The sequence below is a fragment of the Blastococcus sp. SYSU DS1024 genome, from assembly GCF_054050795.1.
In genome coordinates this window covers 44322-64517 of record NZ_JBJHAA010000018.1, presented here as the reverse complement: position 1 = coordinate 64517, position 20196 = coordinate 44322, and the positions used below count along the sequence as shown (strand labels likewise).

Genomic DNA, 20196 nt, shown 5'->3' with positions numbered 1-20196 from the left:
CCGGGCCGGGGGCCGGGGCTGCTCAGGCGGGGAAGTCGCTGTCCAGGATCAGCTGCCCGTCCCGGACCAGGAACGTGAACACGTGCGGCCCGGTCTCGCGGCGGCCGTCGGCGTAGCGCAGCTCCATGGTGGCGGTCGCCGTGGTCTGCCCGTCCGCCGCCTCGATGTCGCTGAGCCGCACGTCCTCGAACTGGTCCCAGTAGCGGACGTAGCCGTCCCGGCTGATGTTGGCGCGCAGCGTCGGGCCGGTGCGCTCCCACGCCTGGGCCGGGTCCCGGATGACCAGCCGGTGGTAGTCCCGGAGGAAGTCGCGGACGTTCTCCTCGGCGAGCGGGTCCTCGCGGTCCTCGTCGTCGCCGTCGTCCTCATCGCCGTTGCCGTTGCCGTTGCCGTTGCCGTTGCCGTCCTCCTCCTCGTCGTCCCCGCCGTCCTCGGCCGGCGGGGGGACGACGGGCACCGGGGGCGGCTCCGGCTCCGGCGCCGTGGGCACCGGCTCCTCGCTGGAGGGGGGCGCCTCGGGCGCCGTCGCCGTGGGGGACGCGGCCGTGTCGTCCGGGTTCCGGTCCTCCGAGGTGGCCAGCCATCCGCCCAGCACACCCAGCAGCACGACCGCGACGACGGCGGCGACCACCCACGCTCGCCGGCCGCGGCGACCGGCCGGCGCGGCACCCGGGACCGGCGGCCGGGCGGCGGGCGGGACGGGCGTGCGGGCGGCCGGCGGGATCGGGGTCGGGTCCGGGGTCGCCGTGGCGGCGGACGCGGGAGGAGCGGAGGCAGCGGGGGGAGTGGCGGCGGCGCCGGCGGCGAACACCGCCGTGCCGGCGGGCCCGGACGAGGGACGCAGGTCGGTGCGGGCCAGCAGCACCGTCGTCGTGTCGCCGTCCCGGCCGGCGGCCAGCCGGGCCAGCTCGTCGCGCACCTCGGTCATGGGCGGGCGCGCGGCCGGGTCCTCGGCGAGCATCCGCAGCAGCGGTTCGGTGAGCGCCCCGGCGCGGTGCGGGGGAGTGATCCGCCCGGCCGCGACCCGGTGCAGCATGCCGAGGGCGTTGTCCTCCATGCCGAACGGCGGGACGCCCTCCAGGCAGGTGTAGAGGGTGGCCCCGAGGGAGAAGACGTCACTGGCCTCGGTCATCTCCTGGCCCTGGGCGACCTCCGGTGCGAGGAAGGCCGGGGTGCCGGTGATCTGGCCGGTCTGGGTGAGGGTGACGTCGCCGCGCGCGTGCGAGATCCCGAAGTCGGTGATCTTGACCAGGCCGGCGACGCGGCCACCCTCCCCGATGAGGATGTTGGCCGGCTTCACGTCCCGGTGGACGATGCCGGCCGCGTGCGTGGCGGCCAGCGCGTCGGCGACCTGCGCGCCGATCTGCGCGACCAGGGCGGCGGGCAGCACGCCGTCGGCGCCGAGGACCTCCGCCAGGCTGCGGGAGGGCAGGTACTCCATCACCAGCCACGGCGCCCCGCCCTCGAGGGCCACGTCGTAGACGGAGATGGCGTGCGGGTGGCTGAGCCGGGCGGCGATCCGGCCCTCGCGCAGCGCCCGCTGGCGCTGCTCGTCGATCTGCTTCTCGTCGGCGCCCAGCGGCGAGAGCACCTGCTTGACCGCGACCTGCCGGCCCAGCAGCTCGTCCCGCGCCAGCCAGACGGTGCCCATCCCGCCGCCGCCGACCTGGGACTCCAGCCGGTAGCGGCCGGCGACGAGCCGGCCGGGACCGGTGACGGGTCGGGTCATCGACGGGCGTTCGGCCGGCTCAGACGGTGGAGGGCGCGCCGTACCGGCGCGCGTACTCCTCACGAGCGCCCTCGGGGAGGACGTCGTAGAGCTCGCCGAGCTCCGTGTGCGCCTCGGGCGCGAGGTCGTCGAAGAGCTGCCGCCACGTGGGCGGGTCGTCGTAGCTGCGGGTCAGCAGCAGCTCCCACGCCTGCGCCTGGCGGTCGCGCTTGCTGCGCTCGGCGACGAACTCGGACAGGTAGCGGTCCTTCGCCGCGGTCTTCTCCGCCGCGGTGGCGCCGGCGGGCAGCGCCGCGGCGTCGCCGCCCTTGAGCACACCGACGATCGCCTCGACGACGTCCGGCCGGATCTCGCTGTGCTCGCCCATGTCCTGCGCCTCCTCCTGTGCGGCCCGCAGGTGCAGGCCCTTCCCCGCCGCCCGTCCGGTCAACCGCTCTGCGGTGAGGATGCCGCACGGCGCCCCGGGAGGCCCCCCGCGGTGTCCCGGCGAGCCGTCCGACGGCGCCCGGTACCATCGACGCCGTACCTGGAGGATTCGCCTAGTGGCCTATGGCGCTCGCTTGGAAAGCGGGTTGGGGGCAACCCCTCGGGAGTTCGAATCTCCCATCCTCCGCAGCAGGAACAGGCCCCGGTGTCCGCACCGGGGCCTGTCGCGTTCCGGGGCGCGCGCCGGCGGCCGGCGGCCGGTCCTCTACAGTGGTGGACGACCCCTCGCGTGGCGTCATCCTGTGAACCTCCCCAGGGCCGGAAGGCAGCAAGGATAAGCGGGCTCTGGCGGGTGCGCGGGGGGTCCTTCGCGTTCTCGCCCGGCCGTCGGCGTGCGCAGATCGGCAGTCCCGGGCCCGGAACCTGCCGGTCGGCGCACGCAGTCCGGTGCCGCGGGGCTCCCGGTCCGGTGCCGCGGGGCGCAGCCGGTCCCGTGTGGCACGGGACGTCGGTGGGGGCACGTAACCTCGCCCCGTGGCTCTGGCGCTCTACCGCAAGTACCGCCCGGCGACCTTCGCCGAGGTGGTCGGGCAGGAGCACGTCACCGCGCCGCTGGTGAACGCCGTCGACGGGGGGCGGATCAACCACGCCTACCTGTTCAGCGGCCCGCGCGGGTGCGGCAAGACGTCCTCGGCGCGGATCCTCGCCCGCTCGCTCAACTGCGAGCAGGGGCCGACGTCCACGCCGTGCGGCGTGTGCGCCTCGTGCGTGGCGCTGGCGCCCGACGGGCCGGGCTCGCTGGACGTCATCGAGATCGACGCCGCCAGCCACGGTGGTGTCGACGACGCCCGTGACCTGCGCGAGCGGGCGTTCTTCGCGCCGGTGAGCAGCCGTTACAAGGTGTACATCGTCGACGAGGCGCACATGGTGACCACGCAGGGCTTCAACGCCCTGCTCAAGGTGGTCGAGGAGCCGCCGGAGTTCCTGGTCTTCGTCTTCGCGACGACGGAGCCGGAGAAGGTGCTGCCGACCATCCGGTCGCGCACCCACCACTACCCGTTCCGGCTGGTGCCGCCCACGACGCTGCGCACCCTGCTGGAGCGGACCTGCGAGGCCGAAGGCGTGCAGGTCGAGCCGACGGTGTTCCCGCTGGTCGTGCGCGCCGGTGGCGGCTCGGTCCGCGACTCGCTCTCGATCCTCGACCAGCTGCTGGCCGGGGCCGGGCCGGAGGGCGTCACCTACAAGGGCGCGGTGGGGCTGCTCGGCGTCACCGACGACGCGCTCCTCGACGAGACCATCGACGCCCTCGCCGCGCACGACGCCCCGGGGGTCTTCCGTGCCGTCGACCGGGTGGTCGAGGCCGGGCACGACCCCCGCCGCTTCGCCACCGACCTGCTCGACCGGCTGCGCGACCTGATCGTGCTCGACGCCGTTCCCGAGGCCGGGGGCAACGGGCTGCTCGACTGCCCGCCCGACCGGCTGGACCTGATGAACCAGCAGGCCCAGGCGCTGGGCTCGGCCACGCTGTCGCGGATGGCCGACACCGTCCACGAAGGCCTCACCGAGATGCGGGGGACGACGGCGCCGCGGCTGCTGCTGGAACTCGTCTGCGCCCGCATGCTGCTCCCGGCCACCGACGGTTCGGCCGCTGCGACGCTGCAGCGCCTGGAGCGGCTCGAGCGCCGGATGTCGATCGCCGGCGAGCACGCCGGGCGGCCGAGGGAGGAGATCGGCTCCCGCGAGAGCGCGCCGGTCGAACCGGCACCGGCCCCCGAGCAGGACCGCGCTGCGCCGTCCGGCCCCCGGCGGGAGTTCGTCCGCAGGTCGCAGGCGCCGGCCGAGCCGGCGGCTCCGGCGCCGTCTGAGGTCCGGCCGGCACCGCCTGCTGCCGAGCAGCGGCCCGCGCCGGCCGCTCCTGCGCCCACTGCTCCGGCGCCCACTGCTCCGGCGCCCACTGCCCCGGCACCGGCCGCCCGGCCGGCCACGCCTCCACCGGTCACGCCCGCACCGGCCGCTGCTGCACCGGCCCCTGCTGCACCGGCCGGGGACGGCTGGCCCGAGACCGCGCGACCGGGCGGGGGCTCCCGTCCGGCGGCTGCCGACGACTGGCCGGAGACGGCGCAGCCGGGCAGCCGTCCCCGCACCGCGCCGTCCGCGCCTCCGCCGTCCGCGCCCGGCGGGGACCCCGCGCGCCGCCCGCGGGTGACGGCGGAGGAGCCGGACATCCCGCTGCCGCCGGAGCCCACCGACGACGAGGACTGGCCGCACCCGGCCCGGCCCGGCGCCGTCCGGGCCGCGGCCGCCCGGGTGGAGCAGCCGCGTCCGCCGGCGTCCCCACCGCGGGCCGCCGCCGAGTCCGCGCCGGCCCCCCGCGGCGGCGAGCCGACGCCGCTCGTGTCGGCGAACCCCGAGGAGCCGGCCGGGGACGGCGAGCTGACCACCACCGACGTCCGCCGGGTGTGGCCGGAACTGCGCGCCGTGGTGAAGAAGCACAAGCGCACCACCGAGGCGCTGCTGCAGAGCGCCCAGGTGCACCAGCTCGCCGGCGGCGTCCTCACGCTCTCGACCTCCTCGCCGGCGCTGGCCCGGCGGCTCGGCGACGACCTGAACAAGGACGTGGTGCGCGACGCGCTCAACGAGCTGCTCGGCGTCCGCTGGCGGGTGGACGTCGTGGTGGAGGGCGCGGGCCCGGCGGCCGGCGGGCCCCCCGTGGCGCCGGCGGCGGCCCGCGAGGCGGCGCGGGCGGCGGAGGTGGCGGAGGCGCGGGAGCTCATGGCCGAGCGGGCGGCGGAGAGCTCCGCCGGCGGCGACCGCGAGCCCGAGCCCGCCGTCGACCAGGAGCAGGCGGCCCTGCAGCTGCTCCGCGCCCAACTGGGCGCCCGACCGGTCGACAGCTGAGGCCGGGAGCGGCGCGCCGTCCCCTGTCGCACGCGCGGCCTACTCTCATGGCATGTTCCCCGGAGGCCAGCAGCCCGACCTGTCGCAGCTCATGAAGCAGGCGCAGCAGATGCAGCAGCAGCTCGCCGCCGCCCAGCAGGAGCTGGCGGCCACCGAGGTCACCGGCACCGCCGGCGGCGGCCTGGTCTCGGCGACGATGACCGGCGACGGCGACCTCACCGCGCTCACCATCGCGCCGGACGCCGTCGACCCCGACGACCTGGAGACCCTGCAGGACCTCGTCGTCGCGGCCGTCCGCGACGCCAAGCGCGCCGCCGACGAGCTGACCGCCAGCCGCATGGGGCCGCTGGCCGGCGGCCTGGGCGGCGGCATGGGGCTGCCCGGCCTCTGATCGGGCGTGCCCGCCCGATCCACTTCGCAGCAGAGGAGCACCGTGTACGAGGGTGCCGTCCAGGACCTGATCGACGAGCTCGGTCGCCTGCCCGGCGTCGGGCCCAAGAGCGCCCAGCGCATCGCCTTCCACCTGCTGTCGTCCGAGTCGGCCGACGTCGGCCGCCTGGTGGCCGCCCTGACCCGGGTGCAGGAGTCCGTCCGCTTCTGCGTGACCTGCTACAACGTCGCCGAGGCCGAGCAGTGCCGCATCTGCCGCGATCCCCGCCGGTCCGAGGACGTCCTGTGCGTGGTCGAGGAGCCCAAGGACGTCGTCGCGATCGAGCGCACCCGTGAGTTCCGCGGCCGGTACCACGTGCTCGGCGGGGCGATCAGCCCGATCGACGGCGTCGGCCCGGACGACCTGCGGGTCAAGGAGCTCATGACGCGGCTGATGGACGGCGCCGTCACCGAGCTGATCATCGCCACCGACCCGAATCTCGAGGGGGAGGCGACGGCGGCCTACCTGGCCCGGCTGGTCGGCCCGATGGGGCTCGCCGTGTCCCGGCTCGCCAGCGGCCTGCCGGTGGGCGGTGACCTCGAGTACGCCGACGAGGTGACCCTCGGCCGGGCCTTCGAGGGTCGCCGCCGCATCGACGCCTGAGGCCGGCGCCGGGGCGGGCGACGGGCGGGCAGCCGGCGGGCGTCCGGCGCGTGAACGACGGCAAAAGTCACGAGATGGTGTCGATGGGCGCCCGAGCCACGCCGCCGACGACCTCGGCGTCCTAGGGTCGGGCTCTGCCTGGCGGACGTCTTGCACGTCCTCGGCTGCCCCGTCCGGAGCTCGTCCGGCCCGAGAGGGCCGAGAAGGCAGGTCTTCCGCGATGTCTCGTCGCTCCACCCGTGCGCTCGCCGCGTCAGCGGCAGCCCTCACGGCAGTCACGTTGTCGGCCTGCGCGTCCAGCGACCGGGAGGGCGGTGGAGGCGAGGGCGGCGAGGAGCAGTCCGGCGGCACGCTCGTCTTCGGGGCCGCCGGCGACCCGGCGATGTTCGACCCCGCCTTCGCCAGCGACGGCGAGACCTTCCGGATCGCCCGCCAGATCCACGAGGGCCTCCTCACCAACGAGCCCGGCACGACCGAGCTCGTGCCGGCGCTCGCCGAGGACTGGGAGGTCAGCGAAGACGGCCTCGAGTACACCTTCAACCTGCGCGAGGACGTCCAGTTCCACGACGGGACGGAGTTCAACGCCGAGGCGGTGTGCTTCAACTTCGACCGCTGGCACAACTTCGAGGGCCTGGCCCAGAGCCCGAGCGCCACGTACTACTACCAGGCGGTGTTCGGCGGCTTCGCCAACAGCGACAACCCCGGCATCTACGAGGGCTGCGAGGCGGTCGACGAGAACACCGCCGTCATCTCGTTCAACCAGGTGACCAGCAAGATCCCCGCCGCGCTCTCGCTGCCCGCCTTCTCCATCCAGAGCCCGACGGCCCTGCAGGAGTACGACGCCGACAACCTGGCCGGCAGCGAGGACGCGATCACCTACACCGAGTACGCCCTCGAGCACCCGACCGGCACCGGCCCCTTCCGGTTCGAGAGCTGGGACCGCGGCAACGGTGAGGTCACCATCGTCCGCAACGAGGACTACTGGGGCGAGCCGGCCCTGCTCGACGAGATCATCTTCCGCACCATCCCGGAGGGGAACACCCGCCGGCAGGAGCTGGAGTCCGGTGCGATCGACGGCTACGACTTCGTGGCCCCGGCGGACTACCAGCGCCTCGAGGACGCAGGCTTCCAGGTCCTGGTGCGCGACCCGTTCAACATCCTGTACCTGGGCATCAACCACGGGAACGTCGAGGGGACGCAGGCGAACCCGGCGCTGCAGGACATCCGGGTCCGCCAGGCGCTGGCCCACGCCATCGACCGCCAGACGATCGTGAACTCGCTGCTCCCCGAGGGCGCCGAGGTGGCCACGAACTTCATGCCGCCGGCGGTCGACGGCTGGGCCGAGGACGTGCCGACCTACGAGTACGACCCCGAGCGGGCGCGCCAGCTGCTCGAGGAGGCCGGCGCCGTCGGCACGACGCTGCGCTTCTACTACCCGACCGACGTCAGCCGGCCGTACCTGCCGGACCCGGCGGCGATGTTCCAGGTCATCAGCGAGGACCTGCAGGAGGCCGGCTTCCAGGTGCAGCCCACCGCCCTGCAGTGGAACCCGGACTACCTGCAGGCGGTGCAGACCGGCCAGGCCGACGTCCACCTGCTCGGCTGGACCGGTGACTACAACGACGCCTACAACTTCATCGGCACCTTCTTCGCCGAGGACCAGAACAACCAGGCGTCCGCGGAGTTCGGCGCGTTCAGCGCGCCGGAGATCTTCGCCGCGCTGGCCGAGGCCGACGCCGAGCCGGACCCGGCCGACCGGACGGAGCTCTACCAGGAGGCCAACCGGCTGATCAAGGAGTTCCTGCCGGCGGTGCCGATCTCGCACTCGCCCCCGGCGCTCGTCGTCGCCGAGAACGTCCAGGGCCTCGAGCCCAGCCCGCTGACGGCCGAGGACTTCTCGACGGTGTCGATCAGCGACTGATCCGGTCGTCGGCCGCGCCGGCGGTGGCTACGGTCACCGCCGGCGCGGCCGCTGGTCGCCCGGTCCCGGAAAGGTTGACCCGAGCACGTGCTCCGCTTCATCGTCCGGCGGCTCCTCCAGCTGATCCCGATCCTGCTGGGCTTGTCGGTGCTGCTCTTCGCCTGGCTGCGCGCCCTCCCCGGGGGACCGGCCCAGGCCGCGCTGGGCGAGCGCGCCACCCCCGAGGCGATCGCCCGGTACAACGAGCTGTTCGGTCTCGACGAACCGCTCTACGTCCAGTACTTCCGCTTCCTGGGGCGTGCGGTCACCCTCGACTTCGGCAACTCCACGCAGTACGGCCGGCCGGTCACCGAGGTCTTCCTCGAACGGTTCCCCGGCACGATCGAGCTCACCGTCTTCGCGATGATCTTCGCCATCGGCGTCGGCATCCCGCTGGGCTACCTCGCGGCCCGCCGGTACGGGAGCTTCTTCGACTCCGCCTCCGTCATCGGCTCGCTGATCGGCGTGGCGATCCCGGTGTTCTTCCTCGCCTACCTGCTCCGGCTGCTCTTCGCCGTGGAGCTCGGCTGGCTGCCGGGGTCGGGGCGCCAGGACGTCCGGATGGACGCCACCCGGATCACCAACTTCTACGTCCTGGACGGGCTGATGACCCGGGAGTGGGACGCCGCCTGGGACGCCGTGCTGCACCTGATCCTCCCGGCCATCGCCCTGGGCACCATCCCGCTGGCGATCATCGTGCGGATCACCCGGGCCTCGGTCCTCGACGTCGTCAACGAGGACTACGTGCGGACGGCCAACGCCAAGGGCCTGGCGACGGCGACCGTGCGGCGCCGGCACGTCGTCCGCAACGCTCTGCTGCCGGTGTCGACGACGATCGGGCTGCAGACCGGCCTGCTGCTGTCGGGGGCCGTGCTGACCGAGACCGTCTTCGCCTTCGGCGGGGTGGGGCTGACCCTCCGGGACGCGATCACCTACCGGGACTTCGCCGTCCTCCAAGGCTTCATCCTCATGCTCGCGGTGGTGTACGTGCTGGTGAACCTGCTGGTCGACATCTCGTACGGCCTCCTCGACCCACGGGTGCGCGTCCGATGACGCGTACGGGATCGGACGAGGAGCAGAGCCGATGACGGCTCTCGGCGCGGTCAAGCGCGAGCGCATCGACGCCCTCGCCGCCCGGGCGGGCCAGCTCCCGGAGGGCGACGGTGGGCTCTCGCTCACCCGCAGCGCGTTCCGGCGGCTCCGCCGCGACCCGGTGGCGATCGCCGGCGCGGTCATCGTCCTGGTCTTCCTCGTGGTGGCGGCGTTCGCGCCGTTGCTCGCCCCCCGGGACCCGGTCACCCAGTACCTGCTGTCGGAGATCCGGCCCGGCCAGATCCCCGGCGCGCGCGAGGGCTTCCCCCTCGGCGTGGACAACCTCGGGCGCGACCTGTTCTCGCGGCTGATCTACGGCGCCCGGCAGTCGCTGCTCATCGGCGTGGTCTCCACCGTGCTCGGCCTGGTGGTGGGCATGGCCCTGGGCGTGCTGGCCGGCGCCTTCGGCGGCTGGGTCGACACCGTGGTCATGCGGTTCGTCGACATCATCCTGTCGATCCCGGGCCTGCTCATGGCCATCACCGTCTCGGTGCTGCTGGGCCAGAACCAGTACGCGCTGATGATCGCGATCGCCGTCGTCCAGGTGCCGGTGTTCGCCCGCCTGCTGCGCGGTTCGATGCTCGCCCAGCGCGGCAGCGACTACGCCGTCGCCGCGCGGGCGCTCGGCGTGCGGAACACACGGATCGTGTTCGGGCACGTGCTGCCCAACTCGCTGTCGCCGGTGATCGTGCAGGCCACGCTCTCCCTGGCGACGGCGATCATCGAGGCCGCCGCGCTCTCCTACCTGGGCCTCGGCGACCCGGACATCGCCCGCCCCGAGTGGGGCGCGATGCTGGCCAACGCCCAGGACTTCCTGTCCATCCGGCCGGCGCTCGCCGTGTGGCCGGCGCTGTGCATCATCGTCGTCGCGCTCGGGTTCACGCTGCTCGGTGAACGCCTGCGCGAGGCCCTCGACCCGAAGTTCCGGAGGTGAGCACCCTGCAGGCACCGGTGCTCGAGGTGGCGGACCTCGCCGTCCGGTTCACCCGCCGCGGCGAGGCCCCCACCCGTGCCGTCGACGGGGTCAGCTTCTCCGTCGCCCCCGGGGAGACGATCGGTCTCGTGGGGGAGTCCGGCTGCGGCAAGTCGGTCACCTCGCTGGCGATCATGGGGCTGCTGCCCCGGCGGGGCGTGCAGGTGTCCGGCTCGGTCCGGCTGGACGGACAGGAGCTGGTCGGCGCCGACGACCGGACGCTGCGCCGGCTGCGCGGCGCCGACATGGCCATGGTGTTCCAGGACCCGCTGTCCTCGCTGAACCCCACCGTGCCCATCGGCACGCAGGTGACCGAGGTGCTGCTGGAGCACCGGGACATGGACCGCGGGCAGGCCGCCGACGAGGCGGTGGTGCTGCTGGACAAGGTCGGCATCCCCGATCCGCAGCGCCGGCTGAAGGAGTACCCGCACCAGCTCTCCGGCGGCATGCGCCAGCGCGCGCTGATCGCCATGGCGCTGGCCTGCTCGCCGCGGCTGCTCATCGCCGACGAGCCGACGACGGCGCTCGACGTCACCATCCAGGCGCAGATCCTCGAGCTGCTGCGCGAGCTCGTCGTCGACACCGGGACGGCGCTGGTGATGATCACCCACGACCTCGGTGTGGTCGCCGGCCTCTGCGACCGCGTCCACGTCATGTACGCGGGGAAGATCATCGAGACCGCCGACCGGCACGACCTCTTCGCCCGGCCCCGCCAGCCCTACACCGGCGGGCTGCTCGCCTCGGTGCCGCGGCTGGACTCCGCGCGCGGGGCCCCGCTCACGCCGATCCGTGGCTCGGCCGCCGACGCCATCCCGTGGGCGGAGGGCTGTGCCTTCGCACCGCGCTGCGACAACGCGCGCGACGACTGCCTGACCGAGGTCTCCGGCAGCACCGTGCCGCTGGAGTACGACGGCCCCGGTCGCGAGCTGCGCTGCCGCCACCCGATCGAGTACCCGCCGTCCACGCCCGCCGGGGCGACCGCTTCCGGAGCCGCCCGATGACCGCCGTCCCGACCGCGCCCGGCCAGGACGAGCTGCTGCGCGTCGAGGGCCTCGAGGTGCACTTCCCGATCAAGCAGGGGATCTTCTTCGACCGCACCGTCGGGCACGTCCGGGCCGTCGACGGCGTCGACCTCGTCGTCCCGCGCGGGGCCACCTACGGGCTGGTGGGGGAGTCCGGCTGCGGCAAGTCGACGCTGGGCCGGGCGATCCTGCGGCTGGAGGAGCCGACCGCCGGGCGGGTGCTCTTCGACGGCACCGACGTCGCCGCGCTCAAGGGCGAGCCGTTGCGGCGGATGCGCCAGCGGATGCAGATGGTCTTCCAGGACCCCCTGGGCAGCCTGGACCCGCGGCAGAACGTGGAGTCGCTGCTGTCCGAGCCGCTGCGCGCGCACGGCATCGGCGGCGGCAAGGAGGGGATCGCGCAGCGGATCCGCACCCTGCTCGACGCCGTCGGCCTGCCGTCGGCGGCGCTGCGCCGCTACCCGCACGAGTTCTCCGGGGGCCAGCGGCAGCGGATCGGCATCGCCCGCGCCGTCGCCCTGGAGCCGGACCTGCTGATCGCCGACGAGCCGGTGTCCGCCCTCGACGTGTCCGTGCAGGCGCAGGTGCTCAACCTGCTCGAGGAGCTGCAGGAGCGGCTCGGGCTCACCTATCTGGTCATCGCGCACGACCTCGCGGTGGTGCGGCACATCAGCGACGTCGTCGGTGTCATGTACCTGGGCTCCCTGGTGGAGCAGGCGCCGGCCGACGACCTGTACGAGCAGCCGCTGCACCCCTACACGCGGGCGCTGATGAGCGCCGTGCCCGTGCCCGACCCGGAGGTCGAGGAGACCCGGGAGCGGATCCTGCTCGCCGGTGACCTGCCCTCGCCGGCGGATCCGCCCAGCGGCTGCCGGTTCCACACCCGCTGCCCGTGGCGGCAGGAGACCCGGTGCGACGACGAGGTGCCCGTGCTGCGCGAGCTGGCGCCGGGGCGGCTGGTCAGCTGCCACTGGGCGGAGGAGATCCGCGACGGCGTGCTGCGGCCGCGGTCGCCGGAGGAGGCGCTGCACGCAGCGGCGGCCGCCCGTCCGGGGCCGGCCCGGCGCGGCGACGACGACCCGACCCCGTTCCTCGGGCGGGAGGAGCCGCTGCCGCGCCAGGAGCAGGGCTGACCCCTCAGTCGGTCACGACGACGTCGTCCCCGCGGCGGACCGCGCGGCGCACCCGCAGCCGGGCCACCGACCCCAGCAACCGCACCAGCTGGCTGTAGACCGGCGTCGGCCCGTGGTAGCCGAGGAAGCCGCGCGGCCCCTGCACCATCTCGCCGGTGCGCACGTCGTAGCGGCTGCCGTGCCACGGGCAGACCAGGCACCCGTGGGCGTCGACGCTGCCCTCGGCGAGGTCGGCCAGCTGGTGGCGGCACCGCCGGGAGACGGCGAAGTACTCGCCGTCCCCCCGGTTTCCCACGGCCCAGCCGCCGGCGCGGCGGACCGCCCGGGGTGGCAGGTCGGCGGCGGGGACGGAGTCGGGCACGTGGGCCTCCTCGGCACGGGGGGTCGGCGGCGGAGGAGCCCTACCCACGGCGGCCGGGCCGGACCCCTCGGTCGTCGGTAGGGTCGTCCGGGTTCCACTTCGCCCCTCCAGGAGGTCTCCGTGCGCCGGCTGTGCGTCGTCCTGGGGGTGCTCGCCGTCCTCCTGCTCACCGGCGGGCCGGCGTACGCGGTGCCGCCGTTCCGGCTGCCCGACCAGGTCGTCGACGAGGTCGGCGTGCTCGAGGGCAGCACGGGGCGGGTGCGGGACGTGATCGAGGACCTGCGCGCCGACACCGGGGCCGAGCTGTACGTCGTCTTCGTGTCCAGCTTCGACGGCGCGGACCGGGTGGAGTGGGCGCAGGCCACGGCCGAGCTGAGCCAGCTCGGCGAGGAGGACGCGCTGCTCGCCGTCGCCGTCGACGACGGGCAGTACGGCACGGTGCGGCCGGCCGACTTCCCGGTCACCGGTGACGAGTTCGACGAGCTGACCGACGAGCGGGTCGCCCCGGAGTTCACCGAGGGCGACTGGGCCGGTGGCGTGGCGGCGTTCGCGGAGCTGCTGCGCGACGGCGGTGCGGCCGCCGAGACCGGGGCCGCGGAGTCCGAGGACGGCTCCGGTGGCGGCGTGGGGCCGTTGCTGGTGCTCGGCGGACTCGCGGTCGTCGGGGGCGGCGCCTACCTGGTCAGCCGCTCGCGCCGGAACCGGAGCGGTACCGCGCTGCCGCAGGGTCGGCGGCGGGAGCCCGATCCGTACGAGGGCGTGCCCACCGACCAGCTCCAGGGCCGGGCCAGCGAGGCGCTGCTGGAGCTCGACGAGGCCGTGAAGACCTCGCAGCTGGACCTCGACTTCGCCCGCTCCCAGTACGGCGAGGACGCGGTCGCCGGCTTCGGCGCCGCGCTCGCGCAGTCCAGGAAGGAAGTCTCCCGGGCTTTCACGCTGCGCCAGGAGCTCGACGACGACGTACCGGAGGACGAGCCCACCACCCGCCGGATGCTGGCCGAGATCCTGTCGCTCACCGGTGCCGCCGGTGCCCGGCTCGACGAGCAGAGCGAGGCCTTCCAGCGGCTGCGCGACCTCGAGCGCACCGCGCCGCAGGTGCTGGACGCCCTGGAGCCGCGGCTGGCCGGGCTCCGCGACCGGATACCGCAGGAGGAGCAGCGGCTGGCCGCGCTGCGGAGCCGGTACGCCGCCTCGGCCTCCGCCCCCGTGGCGGACAACGTGGAGCAGGCCCGGGCGCGGCTGGCCGCCGCCGAGCAGGAGGTCCGGGAGGCGCGGGCAGCGCTGGCCGAGGGGCGCAGCGGCGACGCCGTCGGCGACATCCGCGCGGCCGAGGACGCGGTGGCGCAGACGGGGACGCTGCTGGACGCCGTCGGCCGGCTCGCCGCCGATCTCGACGCCGCCGCCGACCGGGTCGCGGCCGCACGCGCGGAGACGGAGAAGGACCTCGCCGAGGCGCGCGCGCTGGTCGCCGCCGGGGACCGCACGGGCCTGGGACCGCAGATCGCCCGCGCCGAGTCGGCGCTCGCGGCCTGCGATGCCGCGCTGCACCCGGCCGACGGCACCCCGGGCGACCCGCTGGCCGCGCTCCGGCAGCTCGAGGACGCCGATACCGCCCTCGAGGAGGCGCTCTCGGCGGCCCGCGACGCGCAGACCCAGGCCCGCCGGGCCGCGGCGGCGCTGGAGCAGTCGCTGCTCAACGCACGCTCGGCGGTGGCTGCGGCCGCGGACTTCATCGACACCCGCCGCGGGGCGGTCGGTCCCCAGGCGCGCACCCGGCTGGCCGAGGCGCAGCGGCACCTGGAGGCCGCCGTCGACCTGGGCGCGACCGACCCGGTGAGCGCACTCCGGGAGGCTCACCAGGCCGGGATGCTCGCCCAGCACGCCCTCGACCTGGCCCAGGACGACGTCGACCGGTGGAACTCCGGGTACGGGCCCGGCGGTTTCGGTGGCGGCTACGGCGGCGGGTACCGCCGCGGTGGCGTGGACCTGGGCAGTCTCGTGCTGGGCGGCATCCTGCTCGGCGGTGGGCGCGGGATGGGCGGCGGCTTCGGTGGTGGCTTCGGCGGCGGTGGCGGGTTCGGCGGCCGCGGCGGGGGAGGCGGGTTCGGCGGCGGCGGGCTCGGCGGCGGCGGCTCGTTCGGTGGCGGCGGCCGAGGCGGCGGCGGGACGTTCTGACCTGCCGAACTGTCGGTGCCCGGTGAGAGCGTGACCTCCCCCACAACCGAGGAGGCAACCATGCCCACCCGAGAAACCCCCTGGCCGCCCGGCACCCCCAGCTGGGTGGACTACGGCGCCGCCGACCTGGCGGCGGCGAAGCAGTTCTACGCCGGCCTGCTGGTCTGGGAGTACACCGGCGGTGACCCCGGGTTCGGCGGTTACCTGGACGCCGAGAAGGACGGGCGGCCGGTGGCCGGGATGGGTCCGCAGATGGACCCGGACGACCCGCCCCGGTGGACGACGTACTTCGCGACGGACGACGCGGCCGCCACGGTCTCCCGCATCCGGGAGGCCGGGGGCACGGTCGTGGCGGAGCCGATGGAGATCGGGGCGTTCGGCACCATGGCCATCGCGCTCGACCCGCAGGGCAACCCGTTCGGCCTGTGGCAGGCCGGTGAGCACGCCGGTGTGCAGCGCTACAACGAGCCCGGGTCGCTGGTCTGGAACGAGCTCGCTGCCGACGACCCGGCGGCGGCCCGGGAGTTCTACACCGCCGTCTTCGGGTTCCGCTTCGAGGAGGTCCCCGGCGCGGAGGGCTACACCACCTTGGCCACCGACGGCGACCCGCTCGGCGGCCTCGGCGGCGTCGTCCCCGGGGCGCCGAGGGGCTGGTCGACCTGCTTCGCGGTGAGCAGCACCGACGGCGCGGTCGCCACGGTGACGGCCGCGGGCGGGAAGGTCCTGCTCCCGGCCGAGGACACCGAGTACGGCCGGTTCGCGGTCGTCGCCGACCCGTGGGGCGCGTCGTTCTCCGTCATGCAGGTGCCGGCCGGCTGATCTCCGCCCGGCAGCCGGTGCGAACGGGGCGCACCGGCGTGGCCGGGTCAGGGCGCGAGCTGGCCGTAGGCGTGCTCCGGCCGGAACCGGACGACCAGCCGCCGGTCCGCCACCATCGCCGCCCGGTACTCGTCCCAGTTCTCGTGCTCGCCGGAGACGCCGCGGTAGTAGGCGATCAGCTCCTCGACCGTGGCGTCGTGCGGGTCCTGCGCGACCGGCGTGAGCTCGGCGGTCCCCTCGACGGCGACCCAGGTCCAGAAATCCCGGGACGCCACGTGCAGCGTCACCCGCGGGTCGCGCTGCAGGTTGCGGGTCTTCGCGCGGTCGGCCGTCACCGAGACGCGGATCAGGCCGTCGTCCCAGGCGTAGCCGACGTTGGACAGCTGCGGCCGGCCGTCGCGCTTGATCGTGGCGAGCACGCCCCAGCGCTGCCCGGCGACGAACTGCAGCAGCCGCGGGTCGGGCCGGGTGGAGTCGGTCATGCTCGCAGCCTGCCTCAGCGCACCCGGCCGCGCGGCCGGAGCGCGACCGGGGGAAGCGGCGGCGCCGCCAGCCGGTCGCCGTCGTAGCCGACGACGGTGCCGAAGCGCCGCGACTCGGCGTTCCACTGCTCGGCGTACTCGGCGACCTCCTCGCCCGAGCGGCCGATGAAGTTCCACCACATCACCAGGCGTTCCTCGAACGGTTCCCCGCCGAGCAGCAGCAACCGGGACGCCGTACCTGCCCGCACCCGCAGCGCCGTGCGGCCGGTGCCCAGGTACAGCATCGCGCCGGGCTCGAGGACGACGTCGTCCACCGTGACCGACCCCGCTGACGCCAGCAGCCCGTACTCGAAGTCGGGCTCCAGCGGGAGCTCCACGTCGGCGCCGGCGGCGAGCTCCAGGTCGACGCCGACCAACGGGGTGTAGGCCCGCCCCGGCGACGTCACCCCGCCGAAGCCGCCCATGAGCACCGTGGCGGTGAGCCCGTCGGAGCTGAAGCCGGGCAGCACGCCGTGGTGCTCGAAGTGCGGGGCGACCTCGCGGTCGGCCTCCGGCAGCGCCACCCACAGCTGCGCCCCGTGCAGGTACCGCGGGTGGGTCGCCGGCGACTGCTCGGAGTGGGCGATCCCGTGCCCGGCCGTCATGAGCGCCAGCTCGCCGGGGCGGAACCGCACGTCGCTGCCGAGCGAGTCGCGGTGGTGCACCTCGCCGTCGAGCAGCCAGGACACCGTCTGCAGCCCGGTGTGCGGGTGCGGGGGCACCTGCATGCCGGGGGAGGAGGTGATGTCGTCGGGGCCGTAGTGGTCGACGAAGACCCAGGCGCCGACCATCCGCCGGCCGAGCGTCGGCAGCAGCCGGCGCACGCGGGTGCTCTCGCCGAGCAGCACCTCCTTGCCCGGCAGCAGGTCGAGGGCGGGGCCGGCGGTGGTGCCGGCGAGCCCGCCCATGTCGCGGGCCGGCGGACGCGGTTCCAGGTTGCTCATGGCGTGGCTCCTACCGCTCGTCGTCCCCGGCAGTGTCACCCCGGACGTCGCCGTGGGGAACCGGTCCCTCGATGCGCTGCGCCGGGATCGATCCGAGCCGGCCCGCGGAGAAGTCGGCGAAGGCGTCCCTGACCTCGTCCGCCGTGTTCATGACGAACGGGCCGTACATGGCGATCGGCTCGTTGATCGGCCGCCCGCCGAGGACGACGACGTCGAGCGCCGGCGTGCGCGACTCCTGGCGCACCGCACCGCGCACGGTCACCGTGTCGCCGGGGCCGAGCACCGCGAGCTGGCCGGTGCGCACCGGGGCGCCGTCGATGCCGACCGAGCCGGCACCGGAGAGCACGTAGACCAGGGCGTTGAAGTCCGGCCGCCAGGGCAGGTCCAGCGTCGCGCCGGGGGAGACGGTCGCGTGCACCATCGCCATCGGGGTGTACGTCGAGCCCGGGCCGGTGTGCCCGCCCACCTCGCCGGCGATCACCCGCAGCAGGGCGCCGGCGTCCGGGCTGGCGAGCAGGACCGACTCCTTCGCGCGCAGGTCCTGGTAGCGCGGCTCGACCCACTTCTGCGACCGAGGCAGGTTCACCCACAGCTGCAGGCCGTGGAACAGCCCGCCGCTGACCACCAGGTGCTCCGGCGGGCGCTCGATGTGCAGGACGCCGCCACCGGCGGTCATCCACTGGGTGTCACCGTTGCTGATCGTGCCGCCGCCGCCGTGGGAGTCGGCGTGCTCGAAGGTGCCGTCGAGGAGGTAGGTGACGGTCTCGAAGCCGCGGTGCGGGTGCCAGCTGGTGCCCTTCGGCTCGCCGGGCGCGTACTCCACCTCGCCCATCTGGTCCATGTGGAGGAACGGGTCCAGCGCGCGCAGGTCGACGCCGGCGAAGGCGCGGCGCACGGGGAAGCCCTCGCCCTCGAAGCCGGACGGCGCCGTCGTGACCGACCGGGTGCGGCGGCGCACGGTGCGGGGTGCGGGGAGCGGGACCCGCGGCAGGGTGGTGGTGTCCTCGACGGTCACGGCAGGCATGCCGGCCTCCTTGGTTGAGGGCTCAACTACTGGTGAGCGTAACCCCGGGCGCGGACGTCGTCTTCCCGTCTCCAGGCGAGATCTGCGCAGTGGCCCCTCGGTGCCGGCTGATGGGGGCCGGTGTGCAGATCTCGCCCCGGGTCGGGGACGACGCAAAGAAACCTTTGCAAAGAGTCGTTTGCAGTCATAGCCTGCGAACGTGACGCCGCCGATCGAGCCCGCCGTCCAGGTGACCGACGTCCGCGCGCTGCGCGCGCTGGCGCACCCGCTGCGCAGCCGCCTGCTCGGCCGGCTGCGGGTGCACGGTCCCGCGACGGCGAGCGGACTGGCGCGGGAGGTGGGGGAGAGCAGCGGGTCGACCAGCTACCACCTGCGCCAGCTCGCCGCGTACGGCTTCGTGGAGGAGGTCGAGGGCCAGGGGACGGCGCGCGAGCGGTGGTGGCGGGCGCGGCACCGGATGACCAGCTGGCAGGCCGGGGAGCTCCTCCCGCAGGAGGGCGGCGCCGAGGTGCAGGACGAGATGAGCCGCCTGCAGATCGACCAGCACGCCCGGGTGCTCGACGCCTGGTTCGAGCAGAAGGACCAGCTCGGCCCCGGCTGGGCCGACGCCGCCACGCTCAACGACTACGGGCTCCGGCTGAATTCCGGCCAGGCGCGCGAGCTGATCGGCGAGCTGCACGCCACGCTGCGGCGCTGGATGGCCGAGCACCCCGGCGATGCGCCACCGGCGGAGGGCACCGAGCAGATCTGCGTGCTGCTCGACCTGGTCCCGCTGCGGGAGTGGCCGACGTGACCGCGCCGCAGACCGTCCGCTCCGCCACCCGGCGGCTGGTCGGGCTGACCGCGCTGCGCTGGCTGCCGGTCGGGCTCACGACGCCGATCACCGTCCTGCTCGCCCAGGCGCGAGGGCTCTCGCTCGCCGAGATCGGTGTCCTGTTCACCGTCCACGGGGTGCTGGTCGTCGTGCTGGAGCTGCCCACCGGGGGGCTGGCCGACGTGCTCGGCCGACGCCCCGTCGTGGTCGCCGGCGCCGTCCTGCACATCACCTCGTGCCTGCTGATCGCGACGGCGACGTCGTTCGCCGGGTTCCTGGCCGGGGTCGTCGCCCTCGGGGTGGGCCGCGTGCTGGACTCCGGCCCGCTCGAGGCCTGGTACGTCGACACCGTGCACCGGCTGGACCCCGGCGCCGACGTCGCCCCGGGCCTGGCCCGGCACTCGGCGGCCGACGGGGCGAGCCTCGCCGTCGGCGCGGTCATCGGCGGGTTCCTGCCGGTGCTGCTCGGCGGTGGCGGCGCCGAGGGGCTCGCGCTCTCCTACCTGGCGGCCGCCGTCCTGGACGTCGGGTACGTCGGCGCGGTGCTGTGGCTGCTGACCGAGCACCGGCCACCGCGCGACGGCGGCATCGCCCGCGCGCTGGCCGCCGGGGCCCGCGCGGTGCCGGCGACCGTCGGGGAGTCGGTGCGGCTGTCGGTGACCGACCGGCCCCTGCGGCGGGTGCTGCTCCTCACGTCGCTCACGGGCGCCGGGCTGGTCGTGTGCGAGCTGCTGGGGCCGGTGCGGTTCGCCGAGCTGACCGGTGGGCGGGACGACGGCGCCGCCGTCTACGGCGTGGTCCTGGCGATCGCGTTCGCCGCGTCGGCGGTGGGCTCGGTGCTCGCCCCGACCCTGCGGCGGCTGCTCCGCGGGTCCACCCCGGTCGCCTGCGCCGTACTGTTCGCCTTCGGGAGCCTCTCGCTCGCCCTGGTCGCGGGGCCCGACGCGCTGGTGCCGGCCGCCGCGGGCTTCGCCCTGTACTACCTCTCGCACGGCTCCGTGTGGCCGCTGCTGAGCGCGGTCCTGCACACGCGGGTCGACGCCGCCCACCGGGCCACCGCCGTCTCGGCGATGTCGCTGGCGCTGGCGCTGGGCGGGATCCTCGGCAACCTCACCGTCCCGCCGCTGGCCGCGGCGACGAGCACCGGGACCGGCTTCCTCGTCGTCGCCTGCGTCGTGGGGCTCGGCATCCTGGGGTGCCGGCGGCTGCCCCGGTCGACCATCGCGGACACCGGCGTGGCCCCCGGTGAGGTGACCGTCGGATACTGAGGGC

General features: G+C 74.9%; 18 protein-coding genes, 1 tRNA gene and 1 other RNA gene. 14 read left to right on the top strand and 6 right to left on the bottom strand.

Annotated features, from left to right (window positions below):
* Positions 1–22: 22 nt before the first annotated feature.
* Both ACI79S_RS15945 and ACI79S_RS15940 read right to left on the bottom strand, forming a co-directional pair.
* Positions 23–1729, bottom strand: a complete 1707-nt coding sequence (locus ACI79S_RS15945) for a serine/threonine-protein kinase (RefSeq protein ID WP_456594421.1) — start codon at positions 1727–1729, stop codon at positions 23–25.
* Between the two features lie 19 nt (positions 1730–1748).
* The gene (locus tag ACI79S_RS15940; protein ID WP_456594420.1) at positions 1749–2159 is read right to left on the bottom strand and encodes a hypothetical protein; all 411 of its coding nucleotides are present in this window, start codon (positions 2157–2159) and stop codon (positions 1749–1751) included.
* Positions 2160–2257: 98 nt separating this feature from the next.
* Here ACI79S_RS15940 and ACI79S_RS15935 point away from each other — a divergent pair.
* The 10 genes from ACI79S_RS15935 to ACI79S_RS15890 all read left to right on the top strand — a co-directional run bounded on the left by ACI79S_RS15935 (position 2258) and on the right by ACI79S_RS15890 (position 12266).
* Positions 2258–2342: transfer RNA gene (locus tag ACI79S_RS15935), tRNA-Ser, on the top strand.
* A gap of 89 nt (positions 2343–2431) precedes the next feature.
* Positions 2432–2527: signal recognition particle sRNA small type (ffs, locus tag ACI79S_RS15930), an RNA gene on the top strand.
* 162 nt (positions 2528–2689) lie between these two features.
* Positions 2690–5053, top strand: a complete 2364-nt coding sequence (locus tag ACI79S_RS15925; protein ID WP_456594419.1) for a DNA polymerase III subunit gamma and tau — start codon at positions 2690–2692, stop codon at positions 5051–5053.
* Positions 5054–5105: 52 nt separating this feature from the next.
* Entirely contained in the window at positions 5106–5444 is a 339-nt protein-coding gene (locus ACI79S_RS15920; protein WP_456594418.1) for a YbaB/EbfC family nucleoid-associated protein, read from the top strand.
* 42 nt (positions 5445–5486) lie between these two features.
* Positions 5487–6086 carry a recombination mediator RecR gene (recR, locus tag ACI79S_RS15915; RefSeq protein ID WP_456594417.1) on the top strand — a complete coding sequence of 200 codons (600 nt, stop codon included), beginning with the start codon at positions 5487–5489 and terminating at the stop codon, positions 6084–6086.
* Positions 6087–6306: 220 nt separating this feature from the next.
* A complete protein-coding gene (locus ACI79S_RS15910; RefSeq protein WP_456594416.1) occupies positions 6307–8007 on the top strand; it encodes an ABC transporter substrate-binding protein in 1701 nt (566 codons plus the stop codon).
* Between the two features lie 87 nt (positions 8008–8094).
* Positions 8095–9099 (top strand): ABC transporter permease, encoded by a 1005-nt coding sequence (locus ACI79S_RS15905; protein WP_456594415.1) that lies wholly within the window; start codon positions 8095–8097, stop codon positions 9097–9099.
* A 31-nt stretch (positions 9100–9130) separates the two neighbouring features.
* Entirely contained in the window at positions 9131–10072 is a 942-nt protein-coding gene (locus ACI79S_RS15900; RefSeq protein ID WP_456594414.1) for an ABC transporter permease, read from the top strand.
* Positions 10069–11112: an ABC transporter ATP-binding protein gene (locus ACI79S_RS15895; RefSeq protein ID WP_456594413.1), complete on the top strand. Its 1044-nt coding sequence runs from the start codon at positions 10069–10071 to the stop codon at positions 11110–11112. The genes ACI79S_RS15900 and ACI79S_RS15895 overlap by 4 nt, the downstream gene beginning before the upstream one ends.
* The gene (locus tag ACI79S_RS15890; protein ID WP_456594412.1) at positions 11109–12266 is read left to right on the top strand and encodes an ABC transporter ATP-binding protein; all 1158 of its coding nucleotides are present in this window, start codon (positions 11109–11111) and stop codon (positions 12264–12266) included. The genes ACI79S_RS15895 and ACI79S_RS15890 overlap by 4 nt, the downstream gene beginning before the upstream one ends.
* 4 nt (positions 12267–12270) lie before the next feature.
* Here ACI79S_RS15890 and ACI79S_RS15885 read toward each other — a convergent pair whose 3' ends face one another.
* Positions 12271–12627 (bottom strand): Rieske (2Fe-2S) protein, encoded by a 357-nt coding sequence (locus tag ACI79S_RS15885; RefSeq protein WP_456594411.1) that lies wholly within the window; start codon positions 12625–12627, stop codon positions 12271–12273.
* 120 nt (positions 12628–12747) lie between these two features.
* Here ACI79S_RS15885 and ACI79S_RS15880 point away from each other — a divergent pair, with 120 nt between their 5' ends.
* Entirely contained in the window at positions 12748–14802 is a 2055-nt protein-coding gene (locus tag ACI79S_RS15880; RefSeq protein WP_456594410.1) for a TPM domain-containing protein, read from the top strand.
* Between the two features lie 60 nt (positions 14803–14862).
* Entirely contained in the window at positions 14863–15621 is a 759-nt protein-coding gene (locus ACI79S_RS15875; protein ID WP_456594409.1) for a VOC family protein, read from the top strand.
* A gap of 47 nt (positions 15622–15668) precedes the next feature.
* Here the strand turns inward: ACI79S_RS15875 and ACI79S_RS15870 are convergent, their stop codons facing one another.
* Genes ACI79S_RS15870 through ACI79S_RS15860 form a run of 3 tightly spaced genes read right to left on the bottom strand, consistent with a single transcriptional unit; the run spans position 15669 to position 18110 of the window.
* A complete protein-coding gene (locus tag ACI79S_RS15870) occupies positions 15669–16103 on the bottom strand; it encodes a PPOX class F420-dependent oxidoreductase (RefSeq protein WP_456594408.1) in 435 nt (144 codons plus the stop codon).
* Between the two features lie 14 nt (positions 16104–16117).
* Positions 16118–17086 carry a pirin family protein gene (locus ACI79S_RS15865; protein ID WP_456594407.1) on the bottom strand — a complete coding sequence of 323 codons (969 nt, stop codon included), beginning with the start codon at positions 17084–17086 and terminating at the stop codon, positions 16118–16120.
* Positions 17087–17096: 10 nt separating this feature from the next.
* A complete protein-coding gene (locus tag ACI79S_RS15860; RefSeq protein WP_456594406.1) occupies positions 17097–18110 on the bottom strand; it encodes a pirin family protein in 1014 nt (337 codons plus the stop codon).
* A gap of 199 nt (positions 18111–18309) precedes the next feature.
* On the opposite strand from ACI79S_RS15860, the gene ACI79S_RS15855 reads away from it, so the two are divergent.
* Positions 18310–18903: a helix-turn-helix domain-containing protein gene (locus ACI79S_RS15855; protein ID WP_456594405.1), complete on the top strand. Its 594-nt coding sequence runs from the start codon at positions 18310–18312 to the stop codon at positions 18901–18903.
* Complete coding sequence (locus ACI79S_RS15850) at positions 18900–20192, top strand: MFS transporter (RefSeq protein ID WP_456594404.1); 1293 nt, start codon at positions 18900–18902, stop codon at positions 20190–20192. The genes ACI79S_RS15855 and ACI79S_RS15850 overlap by 4 nt, the downstream gene beginning before the upstream one ends.
* Positions 20193–20196: the final 4 nt, after the last annotated feature.

Bases quoted from the DNA above. Each gene is read 5' to 3' on its own strand.
- ACI79S_RS15945 (WP_456594421.1), bottom strand. From the start codon at position 1,729: ATGACCCGACCCGTCACCGGTCCCGGCCGGCTCGTCGCCGGCCGCTAC.
- ACI79S_RS15920 (WP_456594418.1), top strand. From the start codon at position 5,106: ATGTTCCCCGGAGGCCAGCAGCCCGACCTGTCGCAGCTCATGAAGCAG.
- ACI79S_RS15910 (WP_456594416.1), top strand. From the start codon at position 6,307: ATGTCTCGTCGCTCCACCCGTGCGCTCGCCGCGTCAGCGGCAGCCCTC.
- ACI79S_RS15900 (WP_456594414.1), top strand. From the start codon at position 9,131: ATGACGGCTCTCGGCGCGGTCAAGCGCGAGCGCATCGACGCCCTCGCC.
- ACI79S_RS15890 (WP_456594412.1), top strand. From the start codon at position 11,109: ATGACCGCCGTCCCGACCGCGCCCGGCCAGGACGAGCTGCTGCGCGTC.
- ACI79S_RS15875 (WP_456594409.1), top strand. From the start codon at position 14,863: ATGCCCACCCGAGAAACCCCCTGGCCGCCCGGCACCCCCAGCTGGGTG.
- ACI79S_RS15870 (WP_456594408.1), bottom strand. From the start codon at position 16,103: ATGACCGACTCCACCCGGCCCGACCCGCGGCTGCTGCAGTTCGTCGCC.
- ACI79S_RS15865 (WP_456594407.1), bottom strand. From the start codon at position 17,086: ATGAGCAACCTGGAACCGCGTCCGCCGGCCCGCGACATGGGCGGGCTC.
- ACI79S_RS15860 (WP_456594406.1), bottom strand. From the start codon at position 18,110: ATGCCTGCCGTGACCGTCGAGGACACCACCACCCTGCCGCGGGTCCCG.